The organism is Moraxella sp. Pampa (assembly GCF_035181385.1).
Lineage (GTDB): Bacteria > Pseudomonadota > Gammaproteobacteria > Pseudomonadales > Moraxellaceae > Moraxella.
Map to the genome: position 1 here is coordinate 475,623 of NZ_JAXCJK010000001.1, position 16,919 is coordinate 492,541.

Here is a 16,919-nt window from a genome sequence, read left to right on the forward strand (position 1 = left end):
ACATAAAATTATGATGTGAGAATTTGCATATCTTAAATTTTTGAAAGGGTTTGCTTTGATAATTTATGTTCCGCAAATTTGCGGAGCTTAAATTTTTTGCATTAAAAAACCACGATAACGCTGTGGGGTAACGCCTTTTGACTTCGGTTCTGACACCTTAGGGCATATATTACCCCAACCCACGCCCCTTGTCAATAAAAAAATCCACACTCTAAGTGAATGCGGACTTTATTGTTTGGACGGCGGCTCAATGTGCCGTTTTTGTAAAAATAATACGGTAATCACACCAATGATAGTTGCAATAGCTACACTGGCAAGCCAAATATGACCCAAATAAGCAAACCAAGCAGATAATGCAATCAAAAATAGCGAGAGTATGAATGAAAATATCTGACCACGAGTCTTAATGTCGCTATCACGCTTTTGTTCGGCAATGTTGGCATTATCTACATCAATGGTACGCTGCAAATTCTTTTGGTTAAACTCAATCTCTTGGCGTTTTAATTCAATATTGAAGTTCTGCTGTGCTACAACCATATCAAACATTTGCTTGGCAGAACCTTCTACAATGCGTTCATATTCTGCTAAGTATTGCGGTGGCAAGAATGGTGTTTGGATTTCCATTGTGGCAACGCTGAGTGTGGTTTCTACACTTTCATTGTCAATCTTTGGCACTTCGCTCACTTAGCTTGCTCCAAAAAGCGTTTTTCACTGGCAACCTGCTCCATAATCAAGCCAACTTCAATAAATGGTTGGTGGGTACTAAGTGTGTCAATGGTTTGTAAATTGCTATCAGTTGGTTCTATATAGTTTGGCTTGGCTGACACAGCAGACGGCAAAAGCATGAATGCCGATAACATACCTTCCAAAAATGGGGATAATTTACGCATATCAATACCTTATTAAGTTAGGCACTTTATTATAACCGCCCTTATAATAAAAGACAACCTTTGTTATCATTTCAGCGATAAAAAAGCCAAATAAAAATAGGTAAAAATCCTATATTTTACTTGACTTTTGGGGTAAGTGCGTTTATAATATACAGCAACAAGGCAAGGTACTGGCATACCTGCCTTGTTAGGTTACCGCTACCGACCTGTGTAAGTGGTAGCTACAAGGAGTAAATACGATGAACATCGCAAAAATCGTAATAGCCTTGTTATTAATTAGCTTACCAGCTTATTGATAGCAGTGCCTAAGGATAAAGCCAAAAGCTTTATCTAGGGTAGGATTAAGGGAAACCTTAGTCCACTCCTTATTTTTATATTACCACAACACAAGGAAAATATCAAATGCCAAAAGTTGTCTCAAACCCCAAAACCCGCTCACAAATCCAAGCCGAGAGCGACGCTCGCCGTGGCGTGGTGCGTAAGTCATTCACCCTGCAAGCCGATGATGTCGCTTTTATTAAAGAGTCTGCCCAGCGTCTAGGACTGGCACAAAATGAGCTGATTGTACAAGCGGTGCGTGCGTTTGTTAAAGGGCAAGGATAGCCCCACCTGTTGGGCTTTGTCGAGCCCTATTTTAAGGCATTGATGATGACCACCACCTTATCGGATTGGTGAATGAGCCAACAAACGCCCAAAAATACCAAAATGGCATAAAATTTATGATTTTGTAATTCGTTCATCTGTCTGATAATCCGAGTAAATAATTTGACTTTTTTCTTTTTCATTGATAAGATAGCCTTTGTATAGTGATAAGATAGTTTTTGTATAGTCTCATTACATTAAAAACGCCCAGAGCCTGCCAGCTTTGGGCGTTTTGCTTGTTGGCTATTATGTCGATGAATGGCGTGGGGGTAAATGATGAGATGTTGTAGATGGGGGATTTACAACATTGGGGCTGGTTTTTATTGTCCGCTGATTGCCCTTTGTCAAGCGAAACTATTTTAAAAAAAATATCATTAAAGTGCTTGACATTAGGCAATGATTGCCTTATAATACACCCACAAGCCAAGCAATACCGCTTAGGCAACCCAAACCGCTAAGGAGCGATGATATGAACACCCAAACCCTAAACAGAGAGCTGAAAATGGCTGAACTTGAACGCATTAAGCTAGAAGCTGAAAAAATGCGAGTTGAAACTGAAAAACTAAGGGCTGAAACTTTCAAACTGCAAAAAGAAACCAAATACTACCCAGCCGTTTCAATCGTGATAGCCCTAATCGCCCTAGTTGCCTCACTTCTAGCCCTACTAAAATAACCCAAAGCCCCCAAGTGGGGCTTTTTAGGATAATCTATGAAACCTGACATCAGTAAATACAACCCTGACCCCACTTACATCAGAGCTTTGCTTGAAAAAGCAGGGCTTTCACAACGAAAAACCGCCCATATACTAGGCGTATCAGAGCGAATGATGCGGTATTATTTGGTGCATACCGATGACCCTAATTATCGCCCTATGCCTTACACAGTGCAATTCGCCATTGAGTGTCTTGCGGGGGAGTAAACGGTCTTATGACCGTTTTTATGCCCATTTCCCCTTGTCAAGCCCTACCACCAGCGAATTGCTGTGATAAGGCTCGCCAAAACAAAAATTGTTAAGCACGCCACCAGCCAGTTAATTAAGAATCTTACTTTTGGGGAACTTTCATATTTTTCCAGCATTTTTACTACCCACTGCCCAAAATCTATGTTAAAATTCACTTATGATTTACTCCTACTCCGAATAGGGTTAAATTAAAAACGCCCAGAGCCTGCCAGCTTTGGGCGTTTTGCTTTATTTATTCTCTACCACCATTTAATCGCATGGATAAAAGGGGTAATCATCAAGCCAAGCACGCCCAACGCCACCATCAAAATTGAAATACCAATACAAAAACGCAAAAACGGTGTTACCAAGCCTTCCATCTTCACTCCTTCTTTTGGGTGCAAAATAAACTTATCTGTGCTATACTTCTTCATAAATTTAGCCTTTCCTGTACAAGGGTTAAATTAAAAACGCCCAGAGCCTGCCAGCTTTGGGCGTTTTGCTTTATGGCTATTATGCTTAATGAATGGCGTGTGGGTAAATGATGGCGTGTTGTAAATGGGGGATTTACAACATACCAACGCCAAGATGCTGTCAAATCCTGCTATGATGTCATTATTTGTCTTATATTTAGGATTGATGATGACTCTGACCAAACCAACCAAGCCGATTGCCTTTACCTTTGGCGAGCCCATACCCATGAATGGGCGTGAGATTTTTGATTATGTGGAATGCTGGCACAATGGTCGCTGGTACGAACCACCCGTAAATTTGTATGGACTGTCCAAATCCTACAAATGCACACCGTATCTGTCTAGCGGTATTATTTTTAAACGCAATTTTTTGGCAAATCTGTTCATGCCCACCGCCAAACTCAGTCGCAAAGCCTTTGAGCAAATTGCCCTTGACTTTATTTGGTGTGGCAACGCCTACCTAGAAGAAATTCGCACCGTGCGTGGTGGTGTGCTACGCTATCAGCCAACCCTTGCCAAATACACCAGATGTGGCAAAGATGGGCGGTTTTTTATGCTGTATAGCGATGATTTGGGTTATCAAGAGCATGAGTTCACCAATCGCCTCTGCCACATCAAAGAGTGCGACATTGACCAAGAAATCTATGGACAGCCTGAGTATTATGCCGCCTTGCAGTCTGCTTGGCTCAATGAGTCTGCTACCTTGTTTCGCCGAAAATACTACAACAACGGCTCACACGCAGGCTTTATCATGTATGTGAACGACCCAGCCAATGACCCCAATGACATTGACGCCCTTCGCCAAGCATTAAAAGACTCTAAAGGACCAGGTAATTTTCGCAACCTATTTTTTTACTCTCCAAACGGCAAAAAAGACGGCGTTCAAATCATTCCTGTGTCAGAAATCGCCGCCAAAGATGACTTTGGCACCATCAAGAATATCAGCCGTGATGATGTGCTATCTGCTTTGCGTATCCCACCACAACTGCTTGGCATCATACCGACCAACGCAGGTGGCTTTGGCTCAATTCGTGATGCGTCCGAGATGTTTTATCATAATGAAATCGTCCCACTACAAGCACGGCTTGAAGTCATCAACGAATGGGCAGGTGATGAGATTGTGCGATTTAAAGACCATCAATGATACATTAGCATCACAGTAAGCCTGCTGCATTTTTTAACACTCGATTCATCTCATCTTGCCAGTGTTTGCCATATTGTTGATAATATGCCACAACATCAGTATCCAAAGACAGCTGAATGCTGGTTTTGGTGGCATCACTTGGCTGATGGGATAATAGGTGCTTATCAAATTGCGTCCCAGCAAACATAAAGGCATCGTGCCATTCTAGCCGCTCGGCTCGTTTTTTAAGATTCACATAGCGTTGCAAAGACTTCCACGAAGCGTGCAAAGTGATGGTTTGTAACTGGGGTATGGTGTAGCCATCTTCAGCATAACGAGTGGCGGCCTCATGCCTTAGGTCATGGAATTTTAAATCCTCTATTTGTAAGATTTTGCAGGCTCTTGCCCAATATGATGAGACGGTCTGGGCATTTAAAGGCAACAAAAGCCCATCATCATAGCCAAGCATGAGCATTTTATTTCGCACCTGATCATCAAGCAACATCTCAATCACCGCCAAAGCGTGCATCTCTAGATGGGCATACTTATGATTGCCCTTGGAGCCGTCTGGGTTTTTGACATCTCGGATTAGCCATTGATGATTAGCACGGTCAAAATCAACAAGACGCATACTCGTCAGCTCGCTTTGTCGCCGTCCTGTATAGATGGCTAGCCACATGATGAGGTGCATGGGTATGGTTTGGCGACCACGCCGCCAATCTTGATAAAAAAAATTGGTCAATAATTGCAATTCATCAGCACTGGGCAGACGGTCTCGCTCAGGTGCCTTGGTAACAATCCGAGACTTTTTTAACCCAAAAATAGCCTGTTTTAGCTCCATCTGCACATGAGCGATTGGCTCATTCCACACCATCAGTGCGTGCGTCAGCACAGCAGAAATGTTCGTCAAATCATGCAGTACCGTCGAAGGCGACACCCCATCTGTCATGTTCAGCACATCACCCCGCCGTCTGGACAACGCAAAATCAGCAAAATCTTGGCGAGTCAGCTGAGCAACCGTCTGCTTGCCGATATCATAGCCTGCGATGCGTCGCATATTGATGGCGTATTTGTCATTAAACTGTTCTTTGACTTCTTCAATATATCTGTTAATATATTGTGCCAGCGTCCGCCCTGTGGGCTTTTTGGTCAGCAAAATGCGTGGATCAACCTGTATTTGTGACTCAAGTTTTTTAATCCATTCTTTTGCCAGCATTTCTTTGCTAAAAGTTTTTGACTGGGAAAAAGTAGGACTGCCTTGGCGAGTGATGCGAACAGTGGCAAGATATTTAACTTGCCCTGATTTGGTTTTGCGTTTGGTGATGGTTCCCATAGATCCTCTGATTTGCAACAAATATCCATTTACAACATTTTTTAAATCTGTTGTAAATATGCTGTAAATGATATTCCTAAATGTGCTAAAATATGCCAAAATATACCAAATTTTACAACCAATGACAACCATCAGACCCACCATCAACAACTAAAAATACTTTAAAATACCCTATTACACTCCCCACAAAAAAACAAACAAACTCAATAAAATCATCTACTTATGAACAATCACCCCCTACTCACCTCCCTTACCATCGGCAACCAAACCATACAAAATCGCCTTATTATTGCCCCTATGGCTGGCGTCACCGACAATCCTTTTCGTAGGCTGTGCAAGTCCTTTGGTGCAGGTCATGCAGTGAGCGAGATGATCATCGCTGATACTGCATTATACGCTCGTAAAAAATCATTATATCGTGCCAACTTTGATGGTGAAATCGCTCCCATTTGCGCACAAATTGCAGGGGCAGAACCTGATAAATTAGCCGAGGCAGCTCGTTTTCAGGTGGCTAATGGTGCTCAGATTGTTGATATCAACATGGGTTGCCCTGCAAAAAAAGTCTGCAAAAAATTAGCAGGCTCAGCATTATTACAAGATGAACAGCTGGTCAAAAAACTTTTAGAAGCCACCATTGATGCTGTTGATGTACCAGTTACTCTAAAAACAAGGCTTGGCTTTGCAAATGGCCAAGAAAACATCTTGAAAATTGCTGAAATTGCTGAAAGTGCAGGCATTGCTGCTATTGCCATTCACGGTCGCACTCGAGAGGATTTTTATACAGGGCAAGCTCGCTACGACTTGATACAACAGGTCAAACAAATGGTAAAAATCCCCATTATTGTCAATGGCGACATTGATAGCCCTCAAAAAGCCAAAGCCATTTTTGAGGCAACAGGTGTTGATGCGGTGATGATTGGTCGTGGTGCCCAAGGCAAACCCTGGATATTTCGAGACATTCATCACTATTTAAATACTGGCAAACTGCCAGACGCTCCAAATATTGACGAACTTCGTCAGATTGTACTGACTCATCTTGAAGAGCTGTATCAATTTTATGGTGAATATTCAGGCTGTCGTATCGCACGCAAGCACATCGCATGGTATACAGGAGGTCTGCCCAATTCTAATGCCTTTCGTGAGGCGATGTATCAAGAAGAAAGTACCGCTGGTCAATTTAGGGTGGTTGAACGATTTTTACGATCATCATCTTAGTATGGCAAAAATCACAACAACCCAAGCCCAGTGGTTCGCACTGTTGGTGTAGTTACGGCAAGCTGTAAACCATTTGATGTGGCAAAAATATCCACTTTTTTCTTAGCACGAGTAACCGCTGTATAGATCAGCTCCTTGGACAGCAAGCGAGTATTGGTATCATCAAACACCACCGCAACCCTTTCAAATTCCGAGCCTTGCGATTTATGCACCGTCATGGCATAAGCAGTCGCCACCGTATCACCACCAAGCATGGCAACCGAAACTTTTCTTAAAACATCACCATCAAAATAAACCACCAACTCTCCATCGTCACGCAGGCACACGCCCACATCACCGTTAAACAATCCCAAGTCATAGCGATTGGTTTGTACCATCACCACCCTTCCATGATACCACTGCGATGCAGTCAATCCCATTTTAAGGTATTGTCTATGGTATTTTGCAAGAAAATCATTAATTTTTATATCACCAGCCATACCCGAATGAGAGGCGGTCAAAATACGGTATTTATTTAGGCTTTCAATCAATTCTTTGATCAAAACCTGCTTTTTTTCATCAGAATGGCCATCAAAATAAGATAACAGACTCTTGGTGTGTTGAAAGTAGCTTTCATAACCTTTTGATAACTCATTGTAATAATTAGTATTTTTTAAAATATTGATGAAATTCAAATCATCATAATAACTAACTAACGCTTGTACGCTTTGCAACTCATCTAAAACATCATCAGTCTTGTTAATCAGCTTTGCCAATTTTCCTACAGCCGAATCAGCATCAAAACGCCTTGACTCCACAAGATGAACACGATGAGCATACAAAGCAGGTATAAGGCACAAATCTGCCAACACCGCCCCAGCTTCCACCGCTGCAAGCTGATGTGCATCTCCTAATAAAATTAACCTTGCCCCAATTTTAACCGCTGATAATAAATGGCAAGACAGCTCTGCCCCCAACATGGAGGCTTCATCAATAATAATCACATCATGTGGTAGTGGATTTTTTTCATGATATCTTGGCACACCATGTTGACCAATGCCAAGCAGTCTATGGATGGTCTTAGGCTCTGGCAGACTGATTTTGACAGCATTTTTTTGCAGTGTATTTTGTAGCGATTCACTCATACGCTGTGCTGCTTTTCCTGTAGGGGCTGATAACGCCAAATCAATGTTAGGATTTTGCCCAATCAATGCCAGTACGATTTGTGCCACTGTAAAAGTCTTACCTGTTCCAGGTCCGCCTGTGATGATGGCAAATGGTTTTTGACTGACCATCTCAACCGCTTGTTTTTGTTCAATGTTCAACTCATCAGACAAATCAGTCAGACCAAATGGTGCAATATCCGCCCCACAAATCCTCTCAATATGTCTCATTGCTATTTGCTCAGCATGATAGGCACGGTTTGACCATATATAAAGTGCTTCATTGCTATTTTTAAAGACAATCGGCGTGCCAACTTGGACGGTCTGATGATGGGCAAAAAGATGGCTAGACTGCAAAAACTTTACCAGCTCACCCATGTCATTATTTAAGACAAACTTAATAAAATAATATACTCTAAGTAAGTGTAGTAAAATATCACCAAGCTCATTTTTGCCGATAGACTGCCTGCTTGTGCCAGCAACATCTTGTATGGCAAGATGAAAATCGCTAAGATACTGATTGATCAGATTTTTAAGGGCTGTCTGATCACTGGCATTTTCATCAATATGCCTGAATATGACATCAAAATCCAGCAAAAATTGCTCATTTTTACTGTATGATGACAGATATTCTTGAATGGGCAAAAGTAAATTTTGCCAGCCATCGGCTTGATTTTTTGACAAAATCATCACTGTATGCCCCTCTGATAAGGACAGCATACTTGCCAAACTCACCACATAAAATAGACTTTGTTCATACTTGCCCAAAGCAAAGTTGGTACTGAGCATTTTTTTATTACCATACCAGCTGGCATTTTCAAGAATGCGTGTGGTCAAATAGCGGTCAATTACGGTTGTATTCATCATAATATTTTAAAGTTTAGTTAAACAATTTATCCAAATTTAACACCAGCTCAACAGGCACATTCCACACCAGTCGCCCAAGTGCCTCATCATCACAGACACCACGCAAAAACAAATATTCCACCGAACCCAAATACTTATCCTCATTGCCTATATAGTTGCTGATACGAATTTTTAGTAGGCGGTGCAATGCCACTTGATAGATTGCAGCTTGTAGCCAATAACCCGCCTTATCCATCGCCTCGTTCATGGCTGCTAAATGATAGTCTTTTGGCGAATTTCCTAAAAAATTTGATTTATAATCAAGCACATAAAACTTACCATCTTTTTCATACATCAAATCAATTTCACCTTTTAGGTAACGATACAATGGTCTGTGATTGCCATCTTTGGTGAGCTGTATTGGTCGGTCGCTGTATCTTTTAAATACAACATTAAGTTCATTGATGCCAAAATGCTGTTTTAGACCCAGTACAAAACTCATTTCACGAACACTATTGTTGGCATTAAGACTCACCAAATTTGTTTTAGACGCATAAAACGGTGCATGAATAACATCATTTAGCCACAAAACAAGCCGATGATGCAAGGTGGTCTCATCATCAATCAATACATCATGGTTACGCAGTTTTTGAGCATTTTGACTCATATTTTGACTCATATAGTCAGTTAAGCCCAAATAGCGTGCCACTTCATCTATCGTTTTGCTTATCGCTTTTAGACGCTCAATTGGTTCGCCTTGTGTGTTTACTTTTTGTAGCACTTGATGCAAAAAGTCGCCTGCAATCACACCACGCATGAAAACGCTACGAATATCATCATCTGCTGTTATCATCTCATCATCTGTTACCACAACCGCCACCTCATCATGGTCAGGTTGACCAATCAAAGACTTGGTTTTTTTATCAAGCTGACTGACAAGGGCCGTAAAGCTGGTCTGATACACCCCAAAAAACTGCGTAGTAGGCATGGTCTGTTGCCAATGGTGATAAGGAATCTTATGCAAATCCACATCACCTGAGCAATACGGTGTTTTGATGAAATCATCAGCATCTAGATTCAGCCAGTCCATCTTTGCTTGCATTCTGATGGGCAAAGACAGCTTTTCATCATTTGCCTCACACCATAAAAATAGTGGTCGCAAATCAAGCTGTCTTTTTGATGACAAGTCCTCAGCCACAATAAATAGTTGCTCAGATGCACGAGTCAAAGCCACATAGCCCAAGCGTTTTTTTTCATCAAGGCTTTCTTTTTGGTCTTGCTCTTGATAATAATTTGGCTGGCCTATCTTATGTGGTGTGGGCGAAATGCGTCTTTCAAATCGCTCATTGCTATACGGATAGAACATCGTATTATTTGCTCGCACCGCCTTGTCCAATTCAAGCACATAAACAATAGGAAATTCAAGCCCCTTTGATGCGTGCATGGTCATTAAGCTGATGCCAGATTCACTCGGCAGGGTCATCCTTTTATATTCATCAGCGACATCTCCACCCAATCTTGCTTGCATTTTGTACCAGTCAATAAATGCCAACATTTGCAGATGCTCCTGCCCACCAACAATCTCTAAAATCTGGCAAATATCTGCCAAATACCGCTCACCAAACTTGGCAATATCCAGCCACAACGAATGATCATGCGGATAAAAAGGATGGGTAGATAAGGCAAAATTTAAAGCATTAACGACACCAAAATGTCGCCATTTTTCAAAAACCTTATTAAGATAAATCAATAAATTAGATTTTAACTGCACATCTGTTTTGTCATTGTCATGCACACCCAAAATCATCATCGCCTCATCAAGACTTTGTCCAAAAAGTGATGATGTCAAAAGCCTGCCTAATTTTTCAACATTACCCATATCCATACACGCCATTAACAAAGCATGAATATCCTGCCCTGCCTGTGTTTCAAACACATTGATTTCACGAGCAGCGATAGATGGAATGTTGAGCATATCTAAATAAGATTTGATGCCAGTCAGGCTATCGTGCCGAGCGGTTAATATTGCAATGTCGCTAGGTCGTATGGCACGCCTGCCATCTGGTGTCTGTATGGTATGGCCGCCTTGTAACACACTGTTAATGTGCCAAGCGGTCAATTGGAGTAGGTTATGCTCGCTGTCTTTTGCCAAATGCAGCATGGCAAAAGGCAAATGACCCAAATAGCTAGGCAGCGTTTGATCGGACGATTGCCAAGACAAATTTTGCGTTTGATGATGAGCGGTGATTTGCTGATAAAAAATCCCATCGCCCAAGTTAGCATGCTGATTATCTTGTCCACCAGAAAACCAAGCATTAAGGGCATCAATCAGGGTTTTATTGGAACGGCGATTGACAGTCAGTGTTAAGTGTTGCTTAATCATGGGTTTTTGGTTTTGGCTGTCTTTGCCAATATTTTTCATGCGATTATAATTGGCAACATCACCCCCACGAAAACGATAAATCGCTTGTTTAGGATCGCCAACAAATAGTACAAAACCATAAGATGACTTGCCATCATTTTGCCTGTCCGTTTTTTCTGACTGTTTTTTTATGTCGGACAGATAAATCTGTCTTATCAGCTCAACTTGTGCCCCATTGACATCTTGCGACTCATCAATCAGTGCCACAGGGTAGCGATGGCGAATGTGGCGCGCCAGATTTGGACTTGCTTTTAACGCCTGATTAAGCCTATTCATTTGAATGGTAAAAGTGGTCTTGTGCTGATTTTCTAGCCAAACAGGCGTTTTGGCCTGCACCTCTAGGGCAATTTGGCGATATAAATAGGCACGATAATGATTTTGTATGTCATTGATTTGATGATAAATCTCTGACAATTTTGTCAAATCATGCTCAATAAAAGCCATTAAATTTTTCTTAACACTCTCGTCATACCCCTTATTAAAAACATTGTCTTTATCTATAACACTGGCGATACCATCTAGCCATTTGATATGGTGTTTTGCAAGATGATGTATGAAATTGACACCAAAATTTTTCATCAAATCACAAATTTCAAACAAATAATGCCAATGGTTTAGTAAGGCATTTCTACCATTTATTTTGTTTTTTGTGCGATAATCTTTATCTTTAAATGCGTCAAATTGCAAAAAGTCTGCCTGCAAAAATTCATCTATTTGTTTTTGTAAATCAATAAGATACGCATCATCAATATTAATAGACTCATCAATCGGCGAACCAAAAAATTGCATGGTCAAATTGACCGAATGATAAGCTTTATCCAAATCACTAAAAATATCACTATGACGAATGACTTCATATAGGCGTGGCTCGTGCATCATGATACGAGCGTGCTCTTGACGCAAAGCATCATGAATGATGGCAGTTGTGATGTCGGCACTGTCATAAAGAATATCAGCTTTGGGACGATGTCCTATTTCAGCAGAAAATTCTTTGAGCCATTTTTGAGCAAGGCTATCAAGCGTCCCTACAAACAATTTATCTAGCGTGGCAAGCAATAGCCCTACTCGGCGTATCGCATCATCAAAAACTTTTGCATCTTGACTTAATAAATGGTTCATCAAATGCACATTGATGGGGTCGTCTGCACCCTCGATATGAGCACAAATCGCCACAGACACCAGTTCATTAACTCGTTCATGAATGCTCAAATCATCAACAAACCAATGAGAATATGCAAGTTGCCTTGACTTTACCCAAGTCAGATACCGATAAAATACCGATAAGCGTTCTTGGATACGCTCTTGCATTTCAGCGGCAGCAGCACGAGTAAAAGTCGTGGCAATGATACGCTCTGGGGCATATCTTTGCTCAACAAGCAGGCGTAAAATAATGCCTGTAAGCGTCCAAGTTTTGCCCGTACCAGCAGATGCTTCGATCAAATACACCCCTTTTAGAGTACAAGCAATGGCAGGTGGCAGGTCGGTGGTGGTTGTGTTTGTTGTCATGTCAGTCTTTTTATGTTGATTATGAATCACTATCAAGCGTTTTGATTTGTTGTAACATCGTTTCATACAAAGGCACGCTTAATCGCCCTATCGTACTTAGCACCTCATCTGGGCTGATATCGCCAATTACCAAAGCAACCAATTCATCAACCCACTCGTCATTAATATCCACTTGACTCATGTCGCCACCTGCTTTGGCAATGATAAGAGCATTTAATGGCATTAGGGCAATTGGCAACTTAGCACCGATCAACACAAATAACACCAAATTCACCAAATACCGCCTGGCAACCTCTGCAAGCATGGGTGCAAATTGATAAGTGTCAGCCGATTTTAGTTTTAAGGCATTTAGCTGTGATGATGAGCCTTGATATTGCCAAATACTTGCCCCACGCCCATGCACCACATCATCTTGGGTTGTTTTTCGATGAATCTGCCAAATCAGATGATGCACCCAAAAGCCGATCAACTTATCAGCAGACGCCCGACTCACCAATAGATTTAGCCAAAGCGTCTCATCGCACATCGGCACGCTGGCAACAACTTTTATAGGATATTGCCCCATATTGAGCGTCATCACCTGTTCATGCGTTGTGGTCATCATGGCTGAAAAATCAGTTGGTTGTGCCACGCCACTTGCCAAAGCGTGCTGTTTGATGACATCAAAAAATGCCAAAAATCTCTTACCCACAAAACCAATACCATCTTGCAAAACACGCCAACGCACCACACCAGCAGGAAGCAATGAGTCATGGTACAAGGTGCTAAGTCGCATTAACGCTTCTTGGGAGAAATCTTGCCCAGACAGCTTATTATTAGACAGTTGTTTAAGGTCTATCTCTTCTACCGCCCTACCATCAAACACACCTGTACCAAAAACTTGTGCAATCATTTGGCATAATTGCCAATTTCCCAGCCCGTCAAGCGACAATGGCTCATTCATCTGATCATCATCAGCCCCATCATCAATGGCAAATTTACCACGCAAATAATGTCGTATGGGTGATTTGATGACATTGGCAATCGTTTGTGCGGTCAGATAATTTGGCAATTTCAGGCGATATGTAATAAAAAGCTCGTCCATATCTTCATCAATATTTTCGCCTTGATTGTTTTTAACCAAAATATTTGCAATATGCCCCACTTCATCATCACTTGGCAAAATAACGAAAGGTTTATCATCAGATGACTTTTGGTCATCAATGATTTTCCTGACTTGTTGCCAGATGGGTGCAGGTGGTAAAGACAGTTTTTGTTCTCGCTTTTTATTGTCAATCAATTGACTTAGGGTGTTTTTGAAAAAATCATCATCTTTAATCTCAAAAGAGCGATTCTCATAAAATACCCCCTCTTCAAAGCTCATTGCGTGATGGTAGGTTACTAAATATCGCTCAATTAAGTTTGGTAGCAATAATGCTAACGACTGTACATTCTCGTCTTTGATGTCAGCCAATTGCCAATCAACATCTGCCTTAAAAAACTCAATCAACTCACCCACAGGAGAAGCTGGTAGCAGCACCGTATTGCCATCTGCACTGATGCCATCATAAAAAATTGCACAAGCATCTTTTGTGCATAACACGGCGTCCAAAAAAGCTCCGTTATCATCATCTTCATTGGTGCGATCGCCACGCCGTTTTAGCCCAGCTCGCATAAGGTCTAGGCGAAAATTGTTATCTTGGCGTGGAAAAGCAGATAAATTCATGCCAAGCATCAATGTTAAGCCAAATGGAATGCTTCGCAATGCACCAAATCTTGCCACCGTAATCACGCCAGATGGCTCGGCGGCTATCGCCTGCATACCCACTGCCTCTGCCAAGCTTTCTAGTACAAATTCAAGGCTAAGACAAATGTCATCTTGGGCAACATAAGCTGTGTCATCATGTATTTGTTTATGATAATTAACATTGGCCCTAAGGCTTGACATCATGGCATTTTTTGCTTCAAAAATCGCACGCATTTGCACGGTTTGTTTCATGCCATAAAAATAGCCATCAATCACCTCATGCTCAATTTTTTGAAGCCATGCTTGTACGGTATCAATTCGCTGATAATCATCAGAAAATTTTAATAAGGCTTCACGCATGGCGCACAATGCCACAACAATTTGTGTATCGTTTAGCCCAATGCCATCAATAGGTAATGTCGCCTCCTTATTGTGAGAATCTATCCAATCAAAAGGATGTAACACTTCACTGGCATCTAGGCTATCTGGGGCGATAAATCCCATAACAATACGGTCAAGTGCATAACTAAAAGTGTAGCGATAATCAGTATCTGCATCATGCAAGGTTGTGCTGATATGGCGTGCATCAAAGCCACGCTTAAAACCCGCCTGCATGAGTAGCTCTCTGGCACGATAAGCATCGTCAAAGGTTAAATTAAAATTTTCATAGATACTAGGATTCATCAACCATTCAAAAAAATCTTGTGCATAAAAGCGAGCCTCTTTTTCCCCCAACAAGCGATAAAAACCAATGATCGCCTGCATCAGTTCATCAATGGTGCGGTCGCTTACCCCTGTGATTTTAATGGGCAGTCTTAGCCCATCTACACCCACGCCATCAACAAATACCGAACGAATCACATTTTGGGCATTTTCAACATCAGGCAACAGTATCACCACATCAGACAACTGTCTAATCACACCATCACCATAATCGGTATTAAGGTATTTGGCAATCATCGTGCGAGCGATTTCTAGCTGGCGTTTTAGGCTGTGGCAAGCATGAATGCTAAGCTCTTGCAAAGCATGATTTGGCTGACCATGCAATGTCAAGGTGGGCTTTTGATGGGTTTTTTGTGTCAAAATGGACAGCATTTCACCCATTGCCACACCACCATCATCCACACCGAGCATTAAAATGTCTTGTTTTAGCTTTTGTAAAATACCATTTCCTGTCTTAGCGATGAATTTGTCCTGCCAATCAATTTTAATGCCAGCATGATTCAAATCTTTTGTATCATCTGTGCCATTGTCGCTATTTTGGTTGTTTTTGACCCAATCATCATTCAACTGTTCATAATAAAATTCACCGCCTGACATATCAGCAAGCATGGCAAAAGTTTCACGAGACTCTTTGCCAAGCCTTGACAACAGCCCATGCCCAAAGTCTTTTAAATAGACCATGTGAGGCTTGATGATTTGCTGAGTTAAAAGCCAGTTTTTATCAACAATATCCGCCCAAAACATTTTTGATGGGTTTAAATGAAACAGTCGGACATTAATTTTTGATGACAACCGCTTCAAAAACATAAGCTCAACCTGAGGGATTGTTTGAACCGTAAACAAATACAGCTCCTTTGGCATCTCATCAATGGCTGTCGCACAAGCCACTTGGCCACGCTTGCCGTCTAGCACCTGCCAAAACCGCTCTTCTAGTCGTTCACGATATTCATAAACCTCACTAAACAATGCCTGCCACAAATAACGAAGCAGTTTTTCAAGGGCATTATAATGGGCAAATAACCACTCTGGCGTCTCATTTTCTTGCCCAAAACTGTCGGCAAATTTATCCTTTTGACGAATCATGTCATCAACCGCCACAGGTAATGGCTTACCCACGCCCCAAGCGTGTAACCACTCTGGGCGATGCGTCAGATATCGTACATAAACTTTAGCAAGTTCATCGCACGCTTGCCACAGTCGTTGCTCTAAAATGCGTGATTGCCCAAAATGTGAGTGCTTATCAGGTGAAGCGACCGTTATCGTATCAGCAAGTGGCTTGAATAAAAAGTGCAAAACATTCGTTTCATCATCTAAAATTCGCTGCAAATCCACTTTGACGATTTGACTTAAAAATCCAAAAATCCGCCAACGCATGACCGACCCAGACAGCACAGCCACCTCAGGCACCGCCAACCCATCGTCATTAATACGAGCATCAATTTTTAGCACTTTATCAATCATCTGCCATTGGTATTGCCCCCAAAACTGAGCTGTTAATAGTGTACTGATGCCTGCTTTTACAGCCACTTGCTTAGATAGCCAATCGCCAAGCACCACAGATGGCACAATGACGGTAAACGGACGAAAAATTGAGTCTTGGAGCAAACCGTATTGCTGGTTTTGCTCATAAAAATGAATGAGTTGATTGACCAGTTCGTCCGTGTCATTAGATTGAATGATTTGAAACATAATTTTTTGGCTAAAAGATTTGATGAATGATGATGAATAATAAAAAAACTTTGGGAAAATTTTATGAATAAAACAACACCCCAAATTGTACCTTGATTTGATGAATTTAGCCATTAGATTTAAAAATTTTAGCCAAAAAACATCAGCCAATCTTAGGCCAAAAATTCTTTTATTTTATTACAAGTTTATTGCAAGCTAAATTTGCTATATTTTCTCATCAGCACTTAAAAAATACCCCAATCAATGCTA

13 protein-coding genes are annotated in these 16,919 nt (G+C 41.4%); 5 read left to right on the forward strand and 8 right to left on the reverse strand.

What is annotated here, in order from left to right:
• Positions 1 to 228: 228 nt before the first annotated feature.
• Together R0123_RS02365 and R0123_RS02370 are read right to left on the reverse strand one after the other, a co-directional pair.
• On the reverse strand, positions 229 to 684 hold the full coding sequence (locus R0123_RS02365) for a DUF2335 domain-containing protein (protein ID WP_323842969.1): 456 nt from the start codon (positions 682 to 684) through the stop codon (positions 229 to 231).
• Positions 681 to 890, reverse strand: coding sequence for a hypothetical protein (locus R0123_RS02370; RefSeq protein ID WP_323842970.1), 210 nt, complete (start codon positions 888 to 890; stop codon positions 681 to 683). The genes R0123_RS02365 and R0123_RS02370 overlap by 4 nt, the downstream gene beginning before the upstream one ends.
• Before the next feature lie 402 nt (positions 891 to 1,292).
• On the opposite strand from R0123_RS02370, the gene R0123_RS02375 reads away from it, so the two are divergent.
• Positions 1,293 to 1,493 carry a hypothetical protein gene (locus R0123_RS02375; protein WP_323842971.1) on the forward strand — a complete coding sequence of 67 codons (201 nt, stop codon included), beginning with the start codon at positions 1,293 to 1,295 and terminating at the stop codon, positions 1,491 to 1,493.
• A gap of 26 nt (positions 1,494 to 1,519) precedes the next feature.
• Here the strand turns inward: R0123_RS02375 and R0123_RS02380 are convergent, their stop codons facing one another.
• Positions 1,520 to 1,675, reverse strand: a complete 156-nt coding sequence (locus tag R0123_RS02380; protein WP_323842972.1) for a hypothetical protein — start codon at positions 1,673 to 1,675, stop codon at positions 1,520 to 1,522.
• Positions 1,676 to 2,001: 326 nt separating this feature from the next.
• Between R0123_RS02380 and R0123_RS02385 the strand changes: the two genes are divergently transcribed.
• Together R0123_RS02385 and R0123_RS02390 are read left to right on the forward strand one after the other, a co-directional pair.
• Positions 2,002 to 2,205 (forward strand): hypothetical protein, encoded by a 204-nt coding sequence (locus tag R0123_RS02385; protein ID WP_323842973.1) that lies wholly within the window; start codon positions 2,002 to 2,004, stop codon positions 2,203 to 2,205.
• A 36-nt stretch (positions 2,206 to 2,241) separates the two neighbouring features.
• Positions 2,242 to 2,451, forward strand: coding sequence for a helix-turn-helix transcriptional regulator (locus tag R0123_RS02390; protein ID WP_323842974.1), 210 nt, complete (start codon positions 2,242 to 2,244; stop codon positions 2,449 to 2,451).
• 281 nt (positions 2,452 to 2,732) lie between these two features.
• On the opposite strand, the gene R0123_RS02395 is transcribed toward R0123_RS02390, so the two are convergent.
• A complete protein-coding gene (locus tag R0123_RS02395; RefSeq protein WP_323842975.1) occupies positions 2,733 to 2,906 on the reverse strand; it encodes a hypothetical protein in 174 nt (57 codons plus the stop codon).
• A gap of 205 nt (positions 2,907 to 3,111) precedes the next feature.
• Here R0123_RS02395 and R0123_RS02400 point away from each other — a divergent pair, with 205 nt between their 5' ends.
• A complete protein-coding gene (locus tag R0123_RS02400; protein WP_416381691.1) occupies positions 3,112 to 4,089 on the forward strand; it encodes a phage portal protein in 978 nt (325 codons plus the stop codon).
• A 10-nt stretch (positions 4,090 to 4,099) separates the two neighbouring features.
• Here R0123_RS02400 and R0123_RS02405 read toward each other — a convergent pair whose 3' ends face one another.
• Entirely contained in the window at positions 4,100 to 5,401 is a 1,302-nt protein-coding gene (locus R0123_RS02405) for a tyrosine-type recombinase/integrase (protein WP_323842976.1), read from the reverse strand.
• Between the two features lie 222 nt (positions 5,402 to 5,623).
• On the opposite strand from R0123_RS02405, the gene dusB reads away from it, so the two are divergent.
• Positions 5,624 to 6,616, forward strand: coding sequence for a tRNA dihydrouridine synthase DusB (gene dusB / locus R0123_RS02410; protein ID WP_323842977.1), 993 nt, complete (start codon positions 5,624 to 5,626; stop codon positions 6,614 to 6,616).
• Between the two features lie 11 nt (positions 6,617 to 6,627).
• On the opposite strand, the gene recD is transcribed toward dusB, so the two are convergent.
• Genes recD through R0123_RS02425 form a run of 3 tightly spaced genes read right to left on the reverse strand, consistent with a single transcriptional unit; the run spans position 6,628 to position 16,670 of the window.
• A complete protein-coding gene (gene recD, locus R0123_RS02415; protein WP_323842978.1) occupies positions 6,628 to 8,622 on the reverse strand; it encodes an exodeoxyribonuclease V subunit alpha in 1,995 nt (664 codons plus the stop codon).
• 16 nt (positions 8,623 to 8,638) lie between these two features.
• Entirely contained in the window at positions 8,639 to 12,532 is a 3,894-nt protein-coding gene (locus R0123_RS02420) for a UvrD-helicase domain-containing protein (protein ID WP_323842979.1), read from the reverse strand.
• A gap of 19 nt (positions 12,533 to 12,551) precedes the next feature.
• Entirely contained in the window at positions 12,552 to 16,670 is a 4,119-nt protein-coding gene (locus R0123_RS02425; RefSeq protein WP_323842980.1) for an exodeoxyribonuclease V subunit gamma, read from the reverse strand.
• Between the last annotated feature and the right edge of the window lie 249 nt (positions 16,671 to 16,919).

What these genes read in the sequence shown, in the direction of transcription:
- R0123_RS02385 (WP_323842973.1), top strand. Translation starts at nt 2,002, where the DNA reads ATGAACACCCAAACCCTAAACAGAGAGCTGAAAATGGCTGAACTTGAA.
- R0123_RS02380 (WP_323842972.1), bottom strand. Translation starts at nt 1,675, where the DNA reads ATGAAAAAGAAAAAAGTCAAATTATTTACTCGGATTATCAGACAGATG.
- R0123_RS02420 (WP_323842979.1), bottom strand. Translation starts at nt 12,532, where the DNA reads ATGACAACAAACACAACCACCACCGACCTGCCACCTGCCATTGCTTGT.
- R0123_RS02390 (WP_323842974.1), top strand. Translation starts at nt 2,242, where the DNA reads ATGAAACCTGACATCAGTAAATACAACCCTGACCCCACTTACATCAGA.
- R0123_RS02395 (WP_323842975.1), bottom strand. Translation starts at nt 2,906, where the DNA reads ATGAAGAAGTATAGCACAGATAAGTTTATTTTGCACCCAAAAGAAGGA.
- R0123_RS02370 (WP_323842970.1), bottom strand. Translation starts at nt 890, where the DNA reads ATGCGTAAATTATCCCCATTTTTGGAAGGTATGTTATCGGCATTCATG.
- R0123_RS02405 (WP_323842976.1), bottom strand. Translation starts at nt 5,401, where the DNA reads ATGGGAACCATCACCAAACGCAAAACCAAATCAGGGCAAGTTAAATAT.
- R0123_RS02400 (WP_416381691.1), top strand. Translation starts at nt 3,112, where the DNA reads ATGATGACTCTGACCAAACCAACCAAGCCGATTGCCTTTACCTTTGGC.
- R0123_RS02375 (WP_323842971.1), top strand. Translation starts at nt 1,293, where the DNA reads ATGCCAAAAGTTGTCTCAAACCCCAAAACCCGCTCACAAATCCAAGCC.
- dusB (WP_323842977.1), top strand. Translation starts at nt 5,624, where the DNA reads ATGAACAATCACCCCCTACTCACCTCCCTTACCATCGGCAACCAAACC.
- recD (WP_323842978.1), bottom strand. Translation starts at nt 8,622, where the DNA reads ATGAATACAACCGTAATTGACCGCTATTTGACCACACGCATTCTTGAA.
- R0123_RS02425 (WP_323842980.1), bottom strand. Translation starts at nt 16,670, where the DNA reads ATGTTTCAAATCATTCAATCTAATGACACGGACGAACTGGTCAATCAA.